General features: G+C 64.7%; 12 protein-coding genes and 1 pseudogene. 5 read left to right on the forward strand and 8 right to left on the reverse strand.

Going from position 1 to position 17,346, the window contains the following annotated elements; genetic code table 11:
- Both NFJ07_RS06995 and lipB read right to left on the reverse strand, forming a co-directional pair.
- Positions 1–236 (reverse strand): annotated as a pseudogene (locus tag NFJ07_RS06995) (lipoyl synthase); the annotation flags it as partial.
- Positions 233–901 (reverse strand): lipoyl(octanoyl) transferase LipB, encoded by a 669-nt coding sequence (gene lipB, locus NFJ07_RS07000; RefSeq protein WP_269993404.1) that lies wholly within the window; start codon positions 899–901, stop codon positions 233–235. The gene lipB and the pseudogene NFJ07_RS06995, both read right to left, overlap by 4 nt.
- Positions 902–1,043: 142 nt before the next feature.
- On the opposite strand from lipB, the gene NFJ07_RS07005 reads away from it, so the two are divergent.
- On the forward strand, positions 1,044–2,717 hold the full coding sequence (locus NFJ07_RS07005; RefSeq protein WP_269993405.1) for a serine/threonine protein kinase: 1,674 nt from the start codon (positions 1,044–1,046) through the stop codon (positions 2,715–2,717).
- A gap of 14 nt (positions 2,718–2,731) precedes the next feature.
- Here the strand turns inward: NFJ07_RS07005 and NFJ07_RS07010 are convergent, their stop codons facing one another.
- Positions 2,732–3,631 carry a TIGR01777 family oxidoreductase gene (locus NFJ07_RS07010; RefSeq protein ID WP_269993406.1) on the reverse strand — a complete coding sequence of 300 codons (900 nt, stop codon included), beginning with the start codon at positions 3,629–3,631 and terminating at the stop codon, positions 2,732–2,734.
- Positions 3,632–3,714: 83 nt separating this feature from the next.
- On the opposite strand from NFJ07_RS07010, the gene NFJ07_RS07015 reads away from it, so the two are divergent.
- A complete protein-coding gene (locus NFJ07_RS07015; protein WP_269993407.1) occupies positions 3,715–7,233 on the forward strand; it encodes a S41 family peptidase in 3,519 nt (1,172 codons plus the stop codon).
- Between the two features lie 86 nt (positions 7,234–7,319).
- Here NFJ07_RS07015 and NFJ07_RS07020 read toward each other — a convergent pair whose 3' ends face one another.
- The 5 genes from NFJ07_RS07020 to NFJ07_RS07040 form a co-directional block, all read right to left on the reverse strand.
- A complete protein-coding gene (locus NFJ07_RS07020; RefSeq protein WP_184739048.1) occupies positions 7,320–7,748 on the reverse strand; it encodes an OsmC family protein in 429 nt (142 codons plus the stop codon).
- A 122-nt stretch (positions 7,749–7,870) separates the two neighbouring features.
- A complete protein-coding gene (locus NFJ07_RS07025) occupies positions 7,871–8,224 on the reverse strand; it encodes a hypothetical protein (protein WP_269993408.1) in 354 nt (117 codons plus the stop codon).
- A 124-nt stretch (positions 8,225–8,348) separates the two neighbouring features.
- Positions 8,349–10,070 (reverse strand): 2-oxoglutarate dehydrogenase, E2 component, dihydrolipoamide succinyltransferase, encoded by a 1,722-nt coding sequence (gene sucB, locus NFJ07_RS07030; protein ID WP_269993409.1) that lies wholly within the window; start codon positions 10,068–10,070, stop codon positions 8,349–8,351.
- 106 nt (positions 10,071–10,176) lie between these two features.
- Positions 10,177–11,559, reverse strand: coding sequence for a dihydrolipoyl dehydrogenase (gene lpdA / locus NFJ07_RS07035; protein WP_269993410.1), 1,383 nt, complete (start codon positions 11,557–11,559; stop codon positions 10,177–10,179).
- Positions 11,560–11,794: 235 nt separating this feature from the next.
- Positions 11,795–13,315 carry a leucyl aminopeptidase gene (locus NFJ07_RS07040; protein ID WP_269993411.1) on the reverse strand — a complete coding sequence of 507 codons (1,521 nt, stop codon included), beginning with the start codon at positions 13,313–13,315 and terminating at the stop codon, positions 11,795–11,797.
- Between the two features lie 318 nt (positions 13,316–13,633).
- On the opposite strand from NFJ07_RS07040, the gene NFJ07_RS07045 reads away from it, so the two are divergent.
- The 3 genes from NFJ07_RS07045 to NFJ07_RS07055 all read left to right on the forward strand — a co-directional run bounded on the left by NFJ07_RS07045 (position 13,634) and on the right by NFJ07_RS07055 (position 17,326).
- Positions 13,634–14,572 carry a proteasome assembly chaperone family protein gene (locus tag NFJ07_RS07045; protein WP_269993412.1) on the forward strand — a complete coding sequence of 313 codons (939 nt, stop codon included), beginning with the start codon at positions 13,634–13,636 and terminating at the stop codon, positions 14,570–14,572.
- A 35-nt stretch (positions 14,573–14,607) separates the two neighbouring features.
- Complete coding sequence (locus NFJ07_RS07050; protein ID WP_269993413.1) at positions 14,608–15,951, forward strand: MFS transporter; 1,344 nt, start codon at positions 14,608–14,610, stop codon at positions 15,949–15,951.
- Positions 15,952–16,069: 118 nt separating this feature from the next.
- Positions 16,070–17,326 carry a DUF4192 domain-containing protein gene (locus NFJ07_RS07055; protein ID WP_269993414.1) on the forward strand — a complete coding sequence of 419 codons (1,257 nt, stop codon included), beginning with the start codon at positions 16,070–16,072 and terminating at the stop codon, positions 17,324–17,326.
- Positions 17,327–17,346 lie beyond the last annotated feature (20 nt).

Below are 17,346 nucleotides of genomic sequence, written 5' to 3' on the forward strand. Positions count from 1 at the left end.
GAGCCGCCGATCAGGAAGGTCGCTTCCTTGTCTTCCCAGCACTCGAAGATGTTCGGGCAGCCGGCTTCCTCGCAGACGGTGTGCAGGCCTTCCTTTTTCACGAGGTTCTTCAGGCCCACGAATTCCGGGCCCATCTGGACCTTGGCCTTGATCCACTCGGGCTTGCGTTCGACCGGGACGGCTTTGTTGCGCTGTTCAACGCGCAGCAGCTTACGGCCTTCAGGTGCCAGGGTCACTGGAGTGCTCCTTCGGGGCTGGATACGAGTGCTTCTTCGTGCTTGCGGAACTCTTCAATGAAGCGCTCGGCAATGTCGGCCGGGTTGATGGTCCTGCCGGTCTCGATGGACATGGTGGTGACGCTGGCGTCGGTGATGCCGCACGCGATGATCTGTGCGTAGGGAGCGAGGTCATTGCTGCAGTTGATGGCGACGCCGTGCATGGTGACGCCGTCCAGGACGCGGATGCCGATCGCGGCGATTTTGCGGTCCGGACCCTTGTCATCGGCGAGGACCCAGACTCCTGCCCGGCCTTTGACCCGTGTGGCCTTGATCCCGTAGTCCTCCATGATCGCGATCATGACGGCTTCGAGGCGCTCGACGTAGTCACGGATCCCGGCGCGGTTCTTCAGCTTGAGGATGGGGTAGGCGATGAGCTGACCCGGCCCGTGCCAGGTCAATTTGCCGCCACGATCCACGGGAACAACGGGCGTGCCGTCAAACGGGCGCTCGTGGTCTTCGGTGAGCTTGCCTGCTGTATAGACCGCGGCATGCTCAAGGAGCAAAACGGTACTGGGTTTCTCGCCGGCAACAACCTTGTTGTGGAGTTCGCGCTGGATATCCCAGCCCTGCATGTAGTCAACGAAATCCGGGGCAAGACCCAGCTGTGAGAACTCAAGAGTCATGGGGACAAGCTTAGACCCCGCTGGACGCAGGCCATGATTTTGTGGCCAAGCTCTCAGTCGTACTCGGCTGCTTGCGAGCCTCCGGGCCCTGGCCTGTGGATAACTTCTGCGGCAATCCGCGATTTCCGGTATTTGTTGAGGCATGGAGACTTTTTCGCCCGGCGAGGGTGGTCAGGGCCACGATGAAGCCATGCCCTTCCAGGGGATTGAACCTTCCGAGCCTGTGATCCCGGGCTTTGTTCCGGTCCGTGAGCTGGGCCGCGGCGGGAGCGCCACGGTGTGGCTCGCTACGGAGCGGCGGTCGGGGAACCACTTCGCCGTGAAGTGCCTCGGCCGAAAACCGGAGAGGATGGAGCCAGGCGAGGCCAAGTCTTCCATGCTCCGTGAGGTGCGGCTTCTGTCCAGGCTGGACCACGAACACCTCGTCAAGGTCCGTGGCGTCGTTGAGTTGGCAGGGTCCTTCGACGGCGGCTTGGGCGTGGTCATGGATTACGCCCCCGGGGGATCGCTTGGGCAGTTGGTGTCCAGCAGGGGGCGTCTTGGCGTGGGTGAGACGGTGACTATCCTGACGCCCCTGGCGCAGGCCTTGGCCTATCTGCATCGCCAGGGCATGACACATTCCGATGTTTCGCCCGGGAATGTGCTCTTCACCGCCCAAGGGAAGCCGCTCCTCTCGGACATGGGCGTTTCCCGCGTGGTGGGCGACGCTTCGGGGGTCCCGGACTCCGGCACTCCCGGATTCGTCGATCCCGGTCCGATTGTCCGGGGCGCCGCAGAACTCCAGCCGCAGCGCGATACCTACGCCCTCGCCGCCCTTGGCTGGTATTGCCTCACCGGTTCAGCTCCGGACATTGCGGCCCGCAGGCCGCCTCTGACATTGCTGGTGCCCGCGGTCCCTACCGCTCTGGCCGTTGCCATCGAGGCCGGGCTTCATCCCGATGGGCAACGGCGGCCTTCCGCGGCCGAATTGGGTGTTGCCGTCTACAGGAGCGCAGCGCCGGAAGCCGTGGACCTTTCCGTTTCGGTGCATGCGACGGTGGTTCCGGAACTGATGACCCGGCGTCGGGCTTCTGATCCCCGCTCAAAGCGCGCCCGCATCGCGGCGCTTTTCAGTCGCCTCCGCCCGTCGGGGGTGGGACACAGGCACCGGCGTGCGGTTGCGCCGGTTTCCGCACGACGGCGGGCGGCGTCCTTTGTGCTCGCCCTCGGGATAGTTGTGGGCGCCGGATCAGTAACCGCAGTGTTTTGGGGTGGCACAGTGTGGTGGGCCGGCGATCGTGGACCGGGAGCCGGGCCGCAGGCGTCTGGCCCGCCGTCGACGACTGGCCAGGAAGAGCGAAGCGCGAACGAGCCAGGCATGCCGGTGAATACTCAACAGGGAACCGTCCTCGACGAAGTTCCTGCGTCGGTGCTAGCCCAGATCCGATCCCAAAACCCCGGGGAAGCCGTCAGGGGACTATCGGCGATCCGGGACACGGCGCTACGTTCAGGCAGGTTCGAGTTACTAGACCACGTCAATGTGCAGGGCTCGGCCGCTGCTTCCTCGGATGGAAAAGTCAGGGACGCATTGACCCACGCCGGCTTGGTTCTCGCGGGCTTTTCCACCAGCTTGATTAGCGTGAGCGTGGAGGGCACTCCCGGCCCGGACCGTGCAACCGTTGCTGTCACGCTGGCGACCTCGGCCTATGCAGAACGGGACGCCTCGGGGAAGGTTGTCCGTGCGCAACCCCAGGGCGAACCACAGGAACTCAGGGTGGTTCTCCTGCGTGGCGAGGACGCGTGGAGGATCACGGAGATCCTGGCAAAGCAGGCTTGAGCAGGCTCAGGCAATCACTTGCCGCCGCTTGCCACCCATCGGGCGGCGTCCGCCAGAGCGGGGTGCTGCCAGGCAAAGCCTGAGTCCATCAGCCTCGCCGGTTCCATGCGCTGGTTGGCAAGGACAAGTTCCTCTGCCAGATGGCTACCGAGGGCGAGGCGCAGGGCGGGGGCAGGTACGCGTAGGAACGCCGGCCGGTGCAGGGCTGCCGCTAGTTGCGCAACGATGGCGTTGACATCGGCGCTTTCCGGGGCACACACGTTGACGGGACCTTCAAGCGAGGAATTAATCAGGTGTTCGAATGCTGAAACTTCATCCACCAGGGAAATCCACGGCCAATATTGCCGGCCGTTTCCTAGCGGTCCGCCCACGCCCATTTTCAACAACGGAAGGAGCGGCCCCAACGCTCCGCCATCAGGGCTGAGGACCACACCGGTACGCGGGGTCACCACTCGTACGCCGGCAGGTGCCGTGTGGGCGGCGGCCTCCCAATCGACGCATAGAGTGGCCAGCATGCCTTTGCCTGGCCCCGCGTCCTCACGGAGCAGGCCGGTACGGGACGAGCCGTAGTAACCCGACGCCGACTGGCTCAGAAACGTTCCGGGCGGAGTTCCCAGCCGTGCCATGGCAGCCGTGAGCGTTTTTGTTGTACGCAAGCGTGAGTCGATGATGTCCCGCACCCGTGCTTTGGTCCAGCGGCGCTCCCCGATGCCTGCCCCGGAGAGGTTGACCACGGCGTCTACGCCGTCGAGTACCGACTCATCCAGCTGCCCCGCGGCAGGATCCCAATATGCCTCGCCGGCTCCTGCGGGCGGACGGCGAACCAACCGGACGACGTCGTGCCCACTGCCGAGGAGACGCGCGGAGAGCGCGGTTCCGATGAATCCTGAAGCACCCGAAATCACGATTCGCATGCCTCATCACATCATGGCAAGCGTCACTTCGGCATTACGGCAGGCCTCAAAGGGCTCGCTTCTCCTTTGACTATGATCGAACAATGACCTCCTCCAGCTACCTCCGTTTCCCGCATGTACACGGTGATTTGATCACTTTCGTGGCCGAAGACGACATTTGGATTGCGCCCGTGGCCGGAGGCCGCGCCTGGCGGATTTCCGCCCAGCAGCTCCCTGCACGCAATCCCCGCTTCACCCCGGACGGCAAGCGGCTCGTCTGGACGACGATCGTCGGGCCCGCTCCCGAGGTGGTGACAGCAGAGGTCGACGGCGGCGGGTACCGGCAGTTGAGCTACTTCGGCCACAGCACCACCCGGGTCAAGGGATTCACCTCCTCAGGCGACGTTGTAGTCACCACGGCTTTCGAACAGGCTGAAGGGCGGCACACGCATGCCTACGCCTTGCCGCTGGACGGTGGCCCCGCCGTCGAGCTTCCCTTCGGCCCGGTCGAATCGCTGGCGTTCGGCCCGGAAGTGGGGGACGAGCGTCCCGTGGTCCTCGCCAGCGTGCTCTCCCGCGAGCCTGCCTGGTGGAAGCGGTACCGCGGCGGTACCGCTGGAAAACTGTGGATCGACGCCGACGGGAACGGCGAGTTCGCGCGCTTGGTTCCCAAGCTCGACGGAAACCTCGCTGACCCGCTGTGGGTAGGTGGACGAATCGCCTTCCTCTCGGACCACGAGGGCTACGGAAATCTCTACTCGGTGCAGCCGGACGGTTCGGATCTGCGCCGGCACACCGATCACGAGGACTTCTACGTCCGGCACGCTGCGAGCGACGGCAAGCGGGTCATCTTCGAATCGGCAGGCGAGTTGTGGATCCTGCCGACGCTCGAGACCGACGCCGAGGTGGTACGGCTGGACATCAGCCTGGGCTCGGCATCCCAGTCGCGCCGGCCCGCACCCCTCAAAGTTGCCGCCCACTTGGGCGAAGTCTTCCCCAACGCGGCCGGTTCAGCCAGCGCGGTGGAGTCCCATGGAACCATCCACTGGCTGCGCCACAAAGACGGACCGTCCCGGGTGGTCGAAGCGACTCCCGGCGTGCGGGCAAGGCTTCCCCGGCCCCTCATTGACGGTCGCATTGCCTATGTAGCGGACCACGACGGCGTCGATTCCCTGTACATCAAAAGGATTGCCCCGCGTTTTTCCCGGCCAGCCGTCGAAGCGCCAGTCCAAGACGCCGTACCGGCGCCACGCGAATCTGAAGAGTCCGGGGCCGAGCAACTGCCCCGCCCCGTCTCGGCATCAGCCATTGCGGGACAGCCCGTGACGTCCGGGGTTCGGCTGCCGCACGCGGAATCCGCTCCGGCTTCCGCGGACACTGAGACTGTCCTGGCTAGCGCCGCGGGCGGCGGAGCGGAAGAGTCACGGAGCGATTTCCTGAGGATCGATTTCCCAAGGGCGGCCCGTCCAAGCGCCCTCGAAGCCAGTCCCGATAGCCGATGGCTTGCCGTGGGTACTGCGTTCGGGGACGTCTACCTGGCCGATACGGCCAACGGCACCTTGTCGCTGCTTGTCAGCGTGGGGGACGGCAGCATTGACGGCCTCGCGTGGTCGCCGGACTCGCAATGGCTCGCATGGTCCGAGCCTGTGACGTCCTTCGGCTCGCGGAGCAAGTTGCGCATGGTCAACGCCACCAACCCGGAAGACATTGTGGATGTCACCGACGGCCGCTTCTGCGACGAATCGCCCGCCTTTACTCCCGACGGCAAATTCCTGGCGTTCCTCTCGAACCGCAGCTTTGATCCGGTCTACGACGGCCATGCCTTTGATTTGTCTTTCCCCAGCCCCATCAAGCCCTACCTCATCGCACTCGCTGCAGCCACTCCATCTCCTTTCGGCCCGGTAGTGGATCTGCTGGACGAGGATGAAGCGAACGCCCTACCCGCAGGGACGGACGGCGCGAAGGACGGCACGGGGGATGCTGCTGGGACGACCGCCACGGTCCGTGTGGACCGTGAGGGACTCCCGTTGCGTGTCATAGGCGTCCCGGTGCCACAGGGCAACTACTCGGCGCTTTCGGCCTCCAGCGGCGCACTGCTGTGGCTCGATACCCCGCTCTCAGGCGTTACGGGAGATGGCCGTGGCACGGTGCAGGACAAGGCACCCGCTCCGGCACTGGTCCGTTACGAGCTTTCGAAGCAGAAGCAGGTCACACTCGCCTCCGCGGTTGAGCGCTACCGCCTGTCCGGAGACGGCAAGAAACTGGTCTTCGTCAACGACAAGCAGGTTATCGCCGTACCGTCTGACGCCAAGGCTGAAGAAGAATCCGGCGAGCTTGTCAAGGTTGAGCTGAACCGGATCCGGGTGGTCGTGGATCCGTTGGCTGTGTGGGGACAGGCATTCGACGAAGCATGGCGGCTGCAGCGGGACTTCTTCTGGACCGAAGACATGGCCGGACAAGACTGGGACTCGGTCCACGGACGGTACCGTCCCGTCGTCGAACGCCTGGGCTCGCACGACGACTTGGTGGACCTTCTGTGGGAACTGCACGGTGAGCTCGGCACGTCCCACGCTTACGTGCGTCCGGCGGCGGTGGGCGAACCCGGGAGCAACGGACAGGGTAGGCTCGGTGCCGACCTCAAGCTTATGGAGGCTGGTTGGGAGATCACGCGCATCCTCGCCGGAGACTCTTCCGACCCCCTGGCCAACTCGCCGCTGACGCGGCCAGGAGCCGACGCGAAGGTGGGCGACGTTGTCCTGGCGATCGACGGCGTCGGGCTCTCCGCAGACCGAACTCCGGCCAAACAACTGGTGGGCGCCGCGGGCCGGACGGTGGAACTCACGCTCTTGAATGGCGGCGGGCACGGCGAGGCGGCAGGCCAGCAGCGGCGGATTGCCGTGGTTCCGGTGAAGGATGAGGAACGCCTGCGGTACCAGGAATGGGTGCACGCCAACAGGCGCACCGTACGCGAGGCCTCGGACGGAAAGTTCGGCTATCTGCATGTCCCAGACATGATGGCCAACGGCTGGGCGCAGCTTCACCGGGATCTCGACACGGAGACCGCGCTGGACGGGTTGATTGTTGACGTACGGCGCAACCGTGGCGGCCACACCTCGCAGCTCGTGGCTGAACTGATCGGCCGCAAGGTCACCGGCTGGAGCATGCCCCGCGGCGAGAAGCCGCGTACTTACCCGCATCACGCCCCGCGCGGCCCGGTCATTATCCTCACCGACGAATTCGCCGGGTCCGACGGCGACATCATCACGCAGGTGTCCAAACTCCGCGGCATCGGCCCGGTCATCGGCACCCGGACCTGGGGCGGCGTCGTGGGCATCGACAACCGATTCTCCCTGGCTGACGGCACTGGCGTGACCCAGCCGCGCTATGCCACGTGGTTCTCCGGCGGGATCGGCTGGAGCGTGGAGAACTTCGGGGTTGAGCCTGACATCGAAGTGGTGTTCCCGCCCCACGCTTATGCGGCCGGCACCGATCCCCAGTTGGAGTACGGGATCGGCGCGCTCAAGGAAATGGTCCAGGAGCTACCCACGGACCGGCCACCGCTGCGCGAAGGCTACCGCAAGGTCCGCCCGGCTGCGTTGCCCGCGAGGCCGCAAAAGGGCTAGCTGGAGGTCCACAAAAACGAAGTCCCCGCCCTTCCGGAAGGAAAGGCGGGGACTCGCTTTTTGGACAGGTTTCGGACGTGTTGCCGCTAGGAAGCGAGCGTGGCATCCAGCGTGATCGGGGTTGCCCGGAGTGCCTGGGAAACCGGGCAGTTGACCTTGGCGTCTTCGGCGAGGCGCTGGAATTCTTCTTCGGAGACGCCGGGGATGCGTGCGCTCACGGTCAGGTGGATGCCCGTGATGCCTTCGCCTGGCTGGAAGGTGACGTCGGCCTTCGTGTTGACCTCTTCAGGCGTGAAGCCTGCGCCTGCCACACCGTTGCTGAAGGCCATCGAAAAGCATGCCGAGTGTGCGGCGGCAATCAGTTCTTCGGGGCTGGTCTTGCCTTCTGCGGACTCTGCGCGGGCCTTCCAGGTGACGTTGAAGGTTCCGAGTCCGGAGCTGTCCAGGGTGGTGTTGCCGGCGCCTTCGATCAGGTTGCCGTTCCATACGGTGTGTGCGGTGCGTGTTGTTGCCATGTCCACTCCTCAGCGTCGTTGCGATTGGCACCCGGATGCCGGATGCCGCCGGGTTCAATCCTAGGGATTCGACGACGGCGGCGCACCGCTTGTCCGCTCTCAGAGGATTGTGACCGCCGGGATCACTGCCAGATCGTGGCTATGGCGATATTGATCAATGCCAGGCCGCCGACGCCGTGGGCCAGGCCGGTAGAGACCGGTTCGCCCTTCTTGACCTTGCGCGAGCCGATGACGGCAAGAACTGCGACTGCGAGGCCAATGGCGAACTTGATGCCGAGCTTGAAGTAGTTGGGGTTGGCGTCGGGCAGCATGGGCAGGATGCCCATCATCGCAATACCGGTGATCAGCTGGACGAATGCGCCGTCCCGCTGGCGCGGGTGGACAGTCGGCTGCTTCAGGGTGGCGATCCAGTAGCCCACGATCATGGCTGCGCCGACGATGTGCAAGAACAGCAGGACGTTGAAGAGGATAGTCATGGCTCCAGCTTAGCCAGAATCTTCTACGAGCCGTAGCAAAGCCACGGGGCAATATCCGGGCATGAAAAACGGGAAGGTCCCGACGGTTTCCCGTCGGGACCTTCCCGTCACGCGATTACTGGAATCAGAGACCCAGGTCAGCTTCGAAGGAACCTTCCTCAAGGCGGGCCTTGAGGGTCTGCAGGAAGCGGCCTGCGTCGGCACCGTCAACCAAGCGGTGGTCGTACGTCAGGGACAGGTACATCATGGAGCGGATGGCGATCGAGTCATCGCCGTTCTCGTCGGCAACCACGACCGGACGCTTGACGATGGCGCCGGTGCCCAGGATTCCCACCTGGGGCTGGTTGATGATCGGCGTGTCGAACAGCGCGCCGACAGAACCGATGTTGGTGATGCTGAAGGTACCGCCGGACAGCTCGTCCGGACCGATCTTCCCCTGGCGGGTACGGCCGGCGACATCGGCGATCTTGCCGGCCAGGCCGGCAAGGTTCAGGTTGCCGGCGTCGGAAATGACCGGGACCAGCAGGCCCTTGTCCGTGTCCACCGCAATCGCGAGGTGTTCCGCGTTGTGGTAGGTGATTTCCTGCTTGTCTTCGTCGTACGCCGCGTTCAGCTTGGGGTGCTGCTTCAAGGCTTCGGCCACGGCCTTGGCGATGAACGGCAGGAAGGTCAGCTTGACGCCGTTCTGGGCCTCGAAGGAGCCCTTGGCCTTGAGGCGGAGCTTGGCGATCTTGGTCATGTCGACCTCGTGCACCTGGGTCAGCTGCGTTGAGGTTTCGAGGGACTCGCGCATGCGGCGGGCGATGACCTGGCGGATGCGGGGAGCCTTCTCCACGGTCCCGCGCAGCGAGGAAGCCACCACAGGGGCGGCAGCAGGCTTGCTGGGGGCTGCGGACGCCGGCGCCGGAGCGGCGGCTGCTGCCTTCTTTGCGTCGGCCGCGGCGAGCACGTCCTGCTTCCGGATACGGCCGCCGACGCCGGTGCCCGTCACGGTGGTGATGTCGACACCGTTCTGGTTGGCCAGCTTGCGGACGAGGGGAGTGACGTAGCCGGACTCGGTGGAAGACGCTGCGGGTGCGGCAGCCGGTGCCGGAGCTGCGGGGGCGGCAGCCGGTGCTGCTGCAGGTGCTGGGGCCGCAGGTGCCGGGGCGGGTACGGCTTCAACAACAGGTGCTGCCGCGGCGGGTGCTGCTGCCACGGGTGCCGGTGCAGCGGCGGCTGCTGCGGCGGGGGCGCCCGAGCCGATGACAGCAAGAACGGAGCCGACTTCAGCAGTGTCGTCCTCGTTGACGCGGATCTCGAGCAAAGTGCCGGCCACGGGGGAGGGGATCTCGGTGTCGACCTTGTCGGTGGAGACCTCGAGGAGCGGTTCGTCCACCTCGACGGTGTCGCCGACGGCCTTGAGCCAGCGGGTGACGGTGCCCTCGGTGACGCTTTCGCCCAGGGCGGGGAGAGTCACGTCGTGACCAGATGCCGGGCCGGAAGTTGCTGCGGGGGCTGCGGCTTCTTCGGCTGCAGGAGCCGGTGCTGCTTCAGGGGCCGGCGCTGGTGCCGGGGCTGCCGGTGCTTCTACCGCAGGTGCGGCTGCGGGCGCTGCAGCGCCGTTGCTGCCGCTGCCGATCCGAACCAGGGGAGCGCCGACTTCGGCGGTCTCGTCTTCAGCTACGAGGATTTCTTCGATGATGCCGGCAATAGGAGACGGGATTTCGGTGTCTACCTTGTCGGTGGAAACTTCGAGCAGGGGCTCGTCGACTTCCACTCGGTCACCAACCTGCTTGAGCCAGCGAGTGACGGTGCCTTCGGTGACGCTTTCACCAAGGGCGGGCAAGTTAACGGATTCAGACATGTCGTCCCCGTTCTCCTTATTGATCTTTAGTGCGGATGAGTGTTGCCTGCTGGGTCCTGCGCCCGCAGTTCGTGCGGGCGCAGGACCGGGTGTCTTGCGTAAAGACTTAGCCGTGGAGCGGCTTGCCTGCCAGTGCGAGGTGGACTTCGCCCAGGGTCTCGTTCTGCGTCGGGTGTGCGTGGATGAACTGGGCCACGTCCTCCGGATGTGCTTCCCAGTTGACGATCAGCTGTGCCTCGCCGATCTGTTCGCCCATGCGGGAGCCGATCATGTGGATACCGACGACCGGGCCGTCCTTCTGGCGGACGACCTTCACGATGCCGCTGGTGCCCAGGATGGAACTCTTGCCGTTGCCGGCCAGGTTGTATTCCTGGGTCTGGACCTGGTCCTCGCCGAACTTCTCCTTGGCACCCTTTTCGGTGTAGCCAACGGTAGCGATTTCAGGTTCGCAGAAGGTGACCTTCGGGACGTTCACGTCTTCGACGACCACCGGGTTCAGGCCGGCGATCTCTTCCGCGACGAAGATGCCCTGCTGGTACCCGCGGTGGGCGAGCTGGACGCCGGGGACGATGTCGCCGACGGCGTAGACGTTGCCGACGCCGGTGTGCAGGCGTTCGTTGGTGATGACGAAGCCGCGGTCGATGGTGACTCCTGCTTCTTCGTAACCGAGGTTGGCAGTGACGGGGCCACGGCCCACGGCAACCAGGAGGAGATCGGCTTCGAAGGTCTGGCCGTCTACCAGCGTTACCTTCACGCCGTTGTCGTCCTGCTCGACGCCCTGGAAGAAGACGCCGGTGCTGAACTTGATGCCGCGCTTCTTGAAGGCGCGCTCAAGGTTCTTGACGATGGCGGTGTCTTCGTTGGGAACGAGGGAGGGGAGGCCTTCAACGATGGTGACGTCGACGCCGAAGGACTTCCACACAGAAGCGAATTCGACGCCGATGACGCCGCCGCCGAGGACGATGACGCTCTTGGGGATGTAGTCCATGGTCAGCGCTTCATCGGACGTGATGACGCGGCCGCCGATTTCCAGGCCGGGCAGGGAGCGGGAGTAGGAACCCGTGGCCAGGACGATGTTCTTGCCCTTGTAGGCTGTGCCGTTCACGACGACGGTGTCGGTGCCCTGCAGCTTGCCTTCGCCTTCGATGACCGTGATGCCCTTGGACTTGATGAGTCCCTGCAGGCCCTTGTACTTACCGGCGACGATTCCGTCCTTGTAAGAGTTCACGGCAGTGATATCGATGCTGTCCAACGTGACGTTGACGCCGTACTTGGCGGAATCGCGTGCGTGGTCGGCCAGTTCGGCCGAGTGCAGCAGCGCCTTGGTGGGGATACACCCGTTGTGCAGGCAGGTGCCGCCGAGCTTTGCCTTCTCGACGAGACCAACGGTGAAACCAAGCTGAACGGCACGCAGAGCTGTGGCGTAGCCGCCGCTGCCGCCACCGAGTACCAGGATGTCGAATTCTTGCGCAGTTGCCTGATCGGCCACTAGGACGCTCCCTCGCGTGAGCGATGACACGCGACTACGCGTCATCTGGTCTTGGAACTTGTACTGCCGCGATTATGCCAGCACCGAAGTTCTCTTGCATTTGTGACTACCGTGGTTCACCTTAGCGAACCACTTATCCATGCTCCACCCTGCCGAGGCTTTTGTGGGGCGCTTGTGGCCAGACTCACGTCGGGCCGTGGGGCCGGTCATCAACCGGCCCCACTTGGGGACTTGCCTAGGCCGTCGCCAGCACGTCTTCGACGTAGGCGAGCAGCGTCCGGACGGTGCAACCGGTGCCTTGCTTAGGCGTGTAGCCGTAGGGGCTGCCGTTGTTGAAGGACGGGCCGGCGATGTCGACGTGTGCCCAGGGGATCTGCTTGCCCTCGGCGTCCTTGCCGACGAACTCGCGCAGGAACACGGCCGCGGTCATCATTCCACCGTGGCGTTCGCCGATGTTGGCGATGTCCGCCACCTGCGAGTCGAGGCTGGCCCGCAGTTCTTCCGGCAGCGGCATCGGCCAGACGAGTTCGCCCGCGCGGTCCGCAGCGGACTTGAGGGCGCCCGTGACGGCGTCGGAACCCATGACACCGGCAGTGCGGTTGCCGAGGGCGATCAGCTGGGCGCCCGTCAGTGTCGCGACGTCGATGATCGCGTCCGGCTGCTCGAGGCTGGCCGCGACGATTCCGTCCGCCATGACCAGGCGTCCCTCGGCGTCGGTGTTGAGGACCTCGACCGTCTTGCCGCCGTACACGGTGAGGACGTCTGCCGGGCGCTGTGCAGCGCCCGAGGGCATGTTCTCGGCGATACAGAGCCACGCGGTCACCTTGACGGGCAACCCGAGTCCCGCTACGGCCAGGACAGTATTAAGTACGACGGCGGCGCCCGCCATGTCGCTCTTCATGTCGCCCATGCCAAGGGCAGGCTTGATGGAAATGCCGCCCGTGTCAAAGGTGATGCCCTTGCCAACAAGTGCGATTTTCTTGGTGGCCTTGGCCGGGGCGTACTCCACCTTGACGAGGCGCGGCTGGCGGGTTGAACCCTTTCCAACGCCCAGGATTCCACCGAAACCGTCCTTTTCGAGGCGTTTCTCGTCCCACACGGTGACCTTGACCGGCAGTCCCTTGGAGAGTTCCTTGGCAGCTTCGGCAAAGGACTCCGGGTAAAGGTGGCTCGGCGGCTGGTTGACGAGGGTGCGTGTGGCGTTGACCGCGCGTCCCACGAGCAATGCCCGGTCGAGCGCGGGCTGGACGTCCTTGCCGTCAAACGCCGTGTGGATCAGGACCTTGCCGACTGGATCCTTGAGGCCGTCTTTGCTGGAGCGGTGCTCAGTATAGGAATAGGAACCCAGCACGGCGCCCTCGGCGACGGCCGCGACGTCGGCGAGGGACGCCGTCGGGAGGGCCAGTGTCACGGAGGACAAACCGGCCAGTTGGCGGACGGCGGATCCTGCAGTCCGGCGCAGGGTTTCCTCGGCGAGGAGGGCGTCGTCGGCGACCTTGCCGACACCTGCCAGGACGAGGACGCCCGAACCGGTCTCCGGAAGACCCGGCAGACGGTGTACCTGATCGGCTGCTCCCGTGATGCCGAGGAGGCCCAATGAGGCCGCGAGGGTTTCTGCGGCCTTCGCCCCCAGCGGGTTCGCGAGCAGTACCGGGCCGTTTTCCCCCTGCCCGACGGCTATCACGAGTGCGTCGCTGGGCGACTTCTTCAGGTCCTTGGCGATAGTGCCAAGGGTGATGTCTGTAGTGTTCACCACGAGGATTTGTCCTCATCTCTCTCTGCATGGCTTGGCCGGGCTGCATGTTAGGCGCCCGGCCCTGGTACCCGTCAGTTGTCCGCTTGTGACAACGTCCGTGGTTGCTTGGGTCCGCACACGGCGGCACGTCTCGATCGTAGTCTGTCTGCCGCGCCGGAAAGCAATTAAATGAGAGTTGCAGCACAACGGCCGACAGGAATGCGTGGCCGGTTCGAGGCGTTGTACCAATACATGGAGCGTGGCCGGCCGCCGAGGCAACTGCCGCGGTGTGCAGCCGCCTGCTCCTCCTGAAACTTGAAACTGCGAAAGGAACATGCCGTGTTTGAACGGATTTCCGGCTCACTCCTTGACCCCGAGTCGCTCTACGCGAGCAACATCGAGCTCTTCCACAGCCCGGATATCAGGGGCCTCAACATGCTGATGGGCTTCACGGGATTCGCTGATGCCGGCCACGTGGTCCAGCAGATCAACAGGGAACTGCTCGATACACTCGAAGTCGAAACCGTGGCTGTGTTCGACGCCGACCAGCTCATCGACTACCGCACGCGCCGTCCCCACATCAGCTTTGTCGAAGACCATCTGGAGGACTACAAAGCCCCTCAACTGGCGCTCTACAAGCTGAATGACGGCTTAGGCGAGCCATTCCTGCTGCTTGCCGGTTTTGAACCTGACCTCCAGTGGGAGCGTTTCTCGCGCGCCGTCGTCGGGATCGTGGAAAAACTCGACGTTAACCTGGTCACCTGGATCCACTCCATTCCCATGCCGGTCCCGCACACCCGGCCGGTCGGCGTAACGGTGCACGGAAACCGTCCGGAGCTCATCGAGGGCATTTCCACCTGGAAGCCGACTGTCGAAGTTCCTGCGGCCATTGGCCACATCCTGGAATTGCGGCTGATCGAAGCCGGGCGGAAAGTGGCTGGATACGTCATCCACGTTCCGCACTACCTGGCGGATGCCGAGTACCCGCCGGCAGCGGTGGCGGGACTTGAATACCTGGGGGCTGCCACATCCCTCATGCTGCCGACGGACCGCCTTCGTGAGGCCGGCAGGGAAGTGGGCAGGCAGATCGCCGAACAGGTGGAAGCATCCGAGGACGTCCAGCAGGTGGTTTCAAAGCTGGAGTCCCGTTATGACGACAAGGCCGAGGGGACAGTCCGCCGTTCCCTGCTCGCCGACGAGAACGACGAACTGCCCAACGCCGAGGACCTGGGAGCGGCGGTTGAGGCGTATCTCGCACGTAAAGATGCGCGCCCATAAAGCAGCTTTAATGCAGCCCCGGGCATAATGGAAGGGTGAACGCACCCCGCGCCTGGCTCATTTGGACGATAGGGGTGCTTGCCTACCTCGTGGCAGTTGCCCAGCGCACATCCTTTGGTGTGTCCGGACTGGAGGCTACCGAACGGTTCCATGCCAGCGCAGCGGCTATTTCCTTCTTCACGGTGCTTCAGCTGCTGGTCTACGCTGGCCTCCAGATACCGGTCGGGCTCCTGGTTGACCGCTTTGGCTCGCGCGCGATGATTGCCAGCGGTGCCGTGCTCATGGGCCTCGGGCAACTCCAGTTGGCTTATGCAGACGCCGTTCCGGCCGGCGTGCTCGGCCGGGTGCTCGTCGGCGCCGGCGACGCCATGACCTTTGTCTCCGTGATCCGCCTCGTGCCGATCTGGTTCGCGCCGGCACGGGTTCCGCTCGTCACCCAGCTGACGGGAATGTCGGGCCAGCTCGGCCAGCTCATCAGTGTGGTGCCGTTCGCGCTGGTCCTTCATTCGGCAGGCTGGAATACGGCGTTCCTCGCATTGAGCTCGTTGTCTGCGCTCGCCGTCGTCCTTGTCCTCGCCTTGCTTAGGGACGTTCCGCCGGGCCATCCGCCCCGGGAGAGCGGCCAAGGGCTACGCGCCACGGGTGTGACCCTGGCGCGTGCATGGCGGCAGCCCGGGACGCGCTTGGGGCTTTGGTGCCACTTCACTGTCCAGTTCAGCGGGAACGTCTTCGCCATGTCCTGGGGCTACCCGTTCCTGGTATCGGCGCAGGGCCTGAACGCTGCCACCGTGTCCGCCTTGATGGGACTCTTCGTGGTCACCAGCATTCTCGTGGGGCCTTTGTTTGGAACCTTCGTGGCGAGGCACCCGATGCGGCGCTCGGCCATGGTCCTCCTGATTACGGCGGCTACCGCACTTGCATGGGCTGCGGTTCTGCTGTTGCCGAGCAGGGCGCCCCTCTGGTTGCTGGCCTTGTTGGTGGTCGCCCTGGCCATCGGTGGCCCCGGGTCCATGATCGGCTTCGATTTTGCCCGGACATTCAACCCTTCCCACAGGATCGGTACTGCCACGGGCATCGTCAACGTGGGCGGCTTCGTCGCGGCGCTCCTGACGATCTATTTGGTAGGGCTCATCCTCGACATCCTCCACACCAGCGGTTTCTCGGGCGGGGAGCTGTACGGCCTGGCGTCCTTCCGCATCGCCTTGAGCGTGCAGTTCCTGTTCCTGCTCGTGGGTACGGTTTTGATCGTCATGACCCGTCGCAAAGTACGCCGCCAGATGGCGGCCCAGGGCGTACACGTCCCCCCGCTCCTCGTGTCGCTGGCAAACCAGCGACGGCGCCGCGTGGAATTGCGCCGCGAACGGCTCGCGAAGCAGTAGGGCTCCACGCCGTGGCCCTGGAGCGGCGGTGTTCCTCCACAGGCGCTTACTGAAACCTTTGTCCACATAGGGCAATTGAGGCCTGCCGTCTCCCATTATTGATGCCGATGCTGGATTCATGACAGCAGACAACCGTGTGACCATCTCCCGGCCCGAGGACATCCTCGGCTTCATTCCCCACGCCTTGGGACTCTGGCCGAAGGAGAGCCTCGTGGCCATCACCCTGCGCGGGCTGACGCTTGGCGCCACCCTCCGCGTGGACCTTCCGCCTGAGAGATCCGAACACGTGCTCGCCGCGTACTCACGGAGGATCGGTGAGTATCTGGAAGCGGACCATGACGCTGACGGCGTACTTTTGGCAGTCTTCAGCGACGACGGTTGGGACGACGCCGGCGTTGTGGGAGGCCAGCTGCCGCTGCTGGAGGCCCTGGACCTCGTCCTGGCCCGCCGTGGCTTGGCGCTGCGGGATGCCTGGTTCATTGGCTCGGACTACTGGCGAAGCGCGTTTTGCACCGATCTGGAATGCTGTCCTCTTCCCGGGCGTCCCGTGGACCAGATCCTGGACAGCCGGCTCAACGCGGAAATGGTGTTCAGGGGGAGCAATGTCAGGGAATCGCCACGGTTGCCGGGGCCGGGTGACGAGCCGGTCCTCGATCCGGAATTCATGCGTGCGGAAGGCGCCATGCTTGAGGAGTTGCTCCGGCGGTGGCGGAGCAGGAAGGCGTTCGAAGAAATGCTGGATGTGTGGACGAGGGTCCTCGATTCCAGCCATCCAGACGAATTTGACGACGAGGCTGCGGCGTTCCTCCGGGCTAGCCTGCGGGTTCCTGCATGGCGCGACGCCGTGGTGGTTCTGGCGGCTGCGGGGAAGGCAGTCGCCTGCGGCGGTGCGGAGGCCTTCCGCTTCTTTGGCCATGAGGGCGACGAAGGGGATCCCTTGGACATTCCGCCCGGTCTCCATTCCCCGCCGCCAGCAGGACGTAAGCCGCCAGAAGGGAAGGGGGCCGCCGGAGCCAGGGAATCGCGGACTGCAGCCACGGATGTCAGTGCCTTGAGCTACGGAGACGTGCTGCTTGGCCTCTACCCGGAGAACCCCGACTGGAAGCGGTTGACGAGCCTGGACCAGGTTCTGGCGATGCTCTCCCGGCACGGCGGTGGGGAGGCACGTGCTGCAACGCTTACGATCCGGGGATGGATTCAGTGGTGCCGGGGGAGCGGTTCGTTCGCCGCCGAACTCCTTTCGCAGGCGGACGCTGAACAACAGGGCTATCGACTCGCGGAACTACTTGCCGAGGTGGTGCGGCGCGGCACCGTGTGCGGCTGGGCCAAAAGCAAGTCGTCCGCGTGGCGGAAGTTCGGTGAGGGGGCGGCGTGACGCGAAGCCATGAGGCGACT

This window comes from Arthrobacter sp. B2a2-09, assembly GCF_027587375.1.
Classification (GTDB): Bacteria; Actinomycetota; Actinomycetes; order Actinomycetales; family Micrococcaceae; genus Arthrobacter.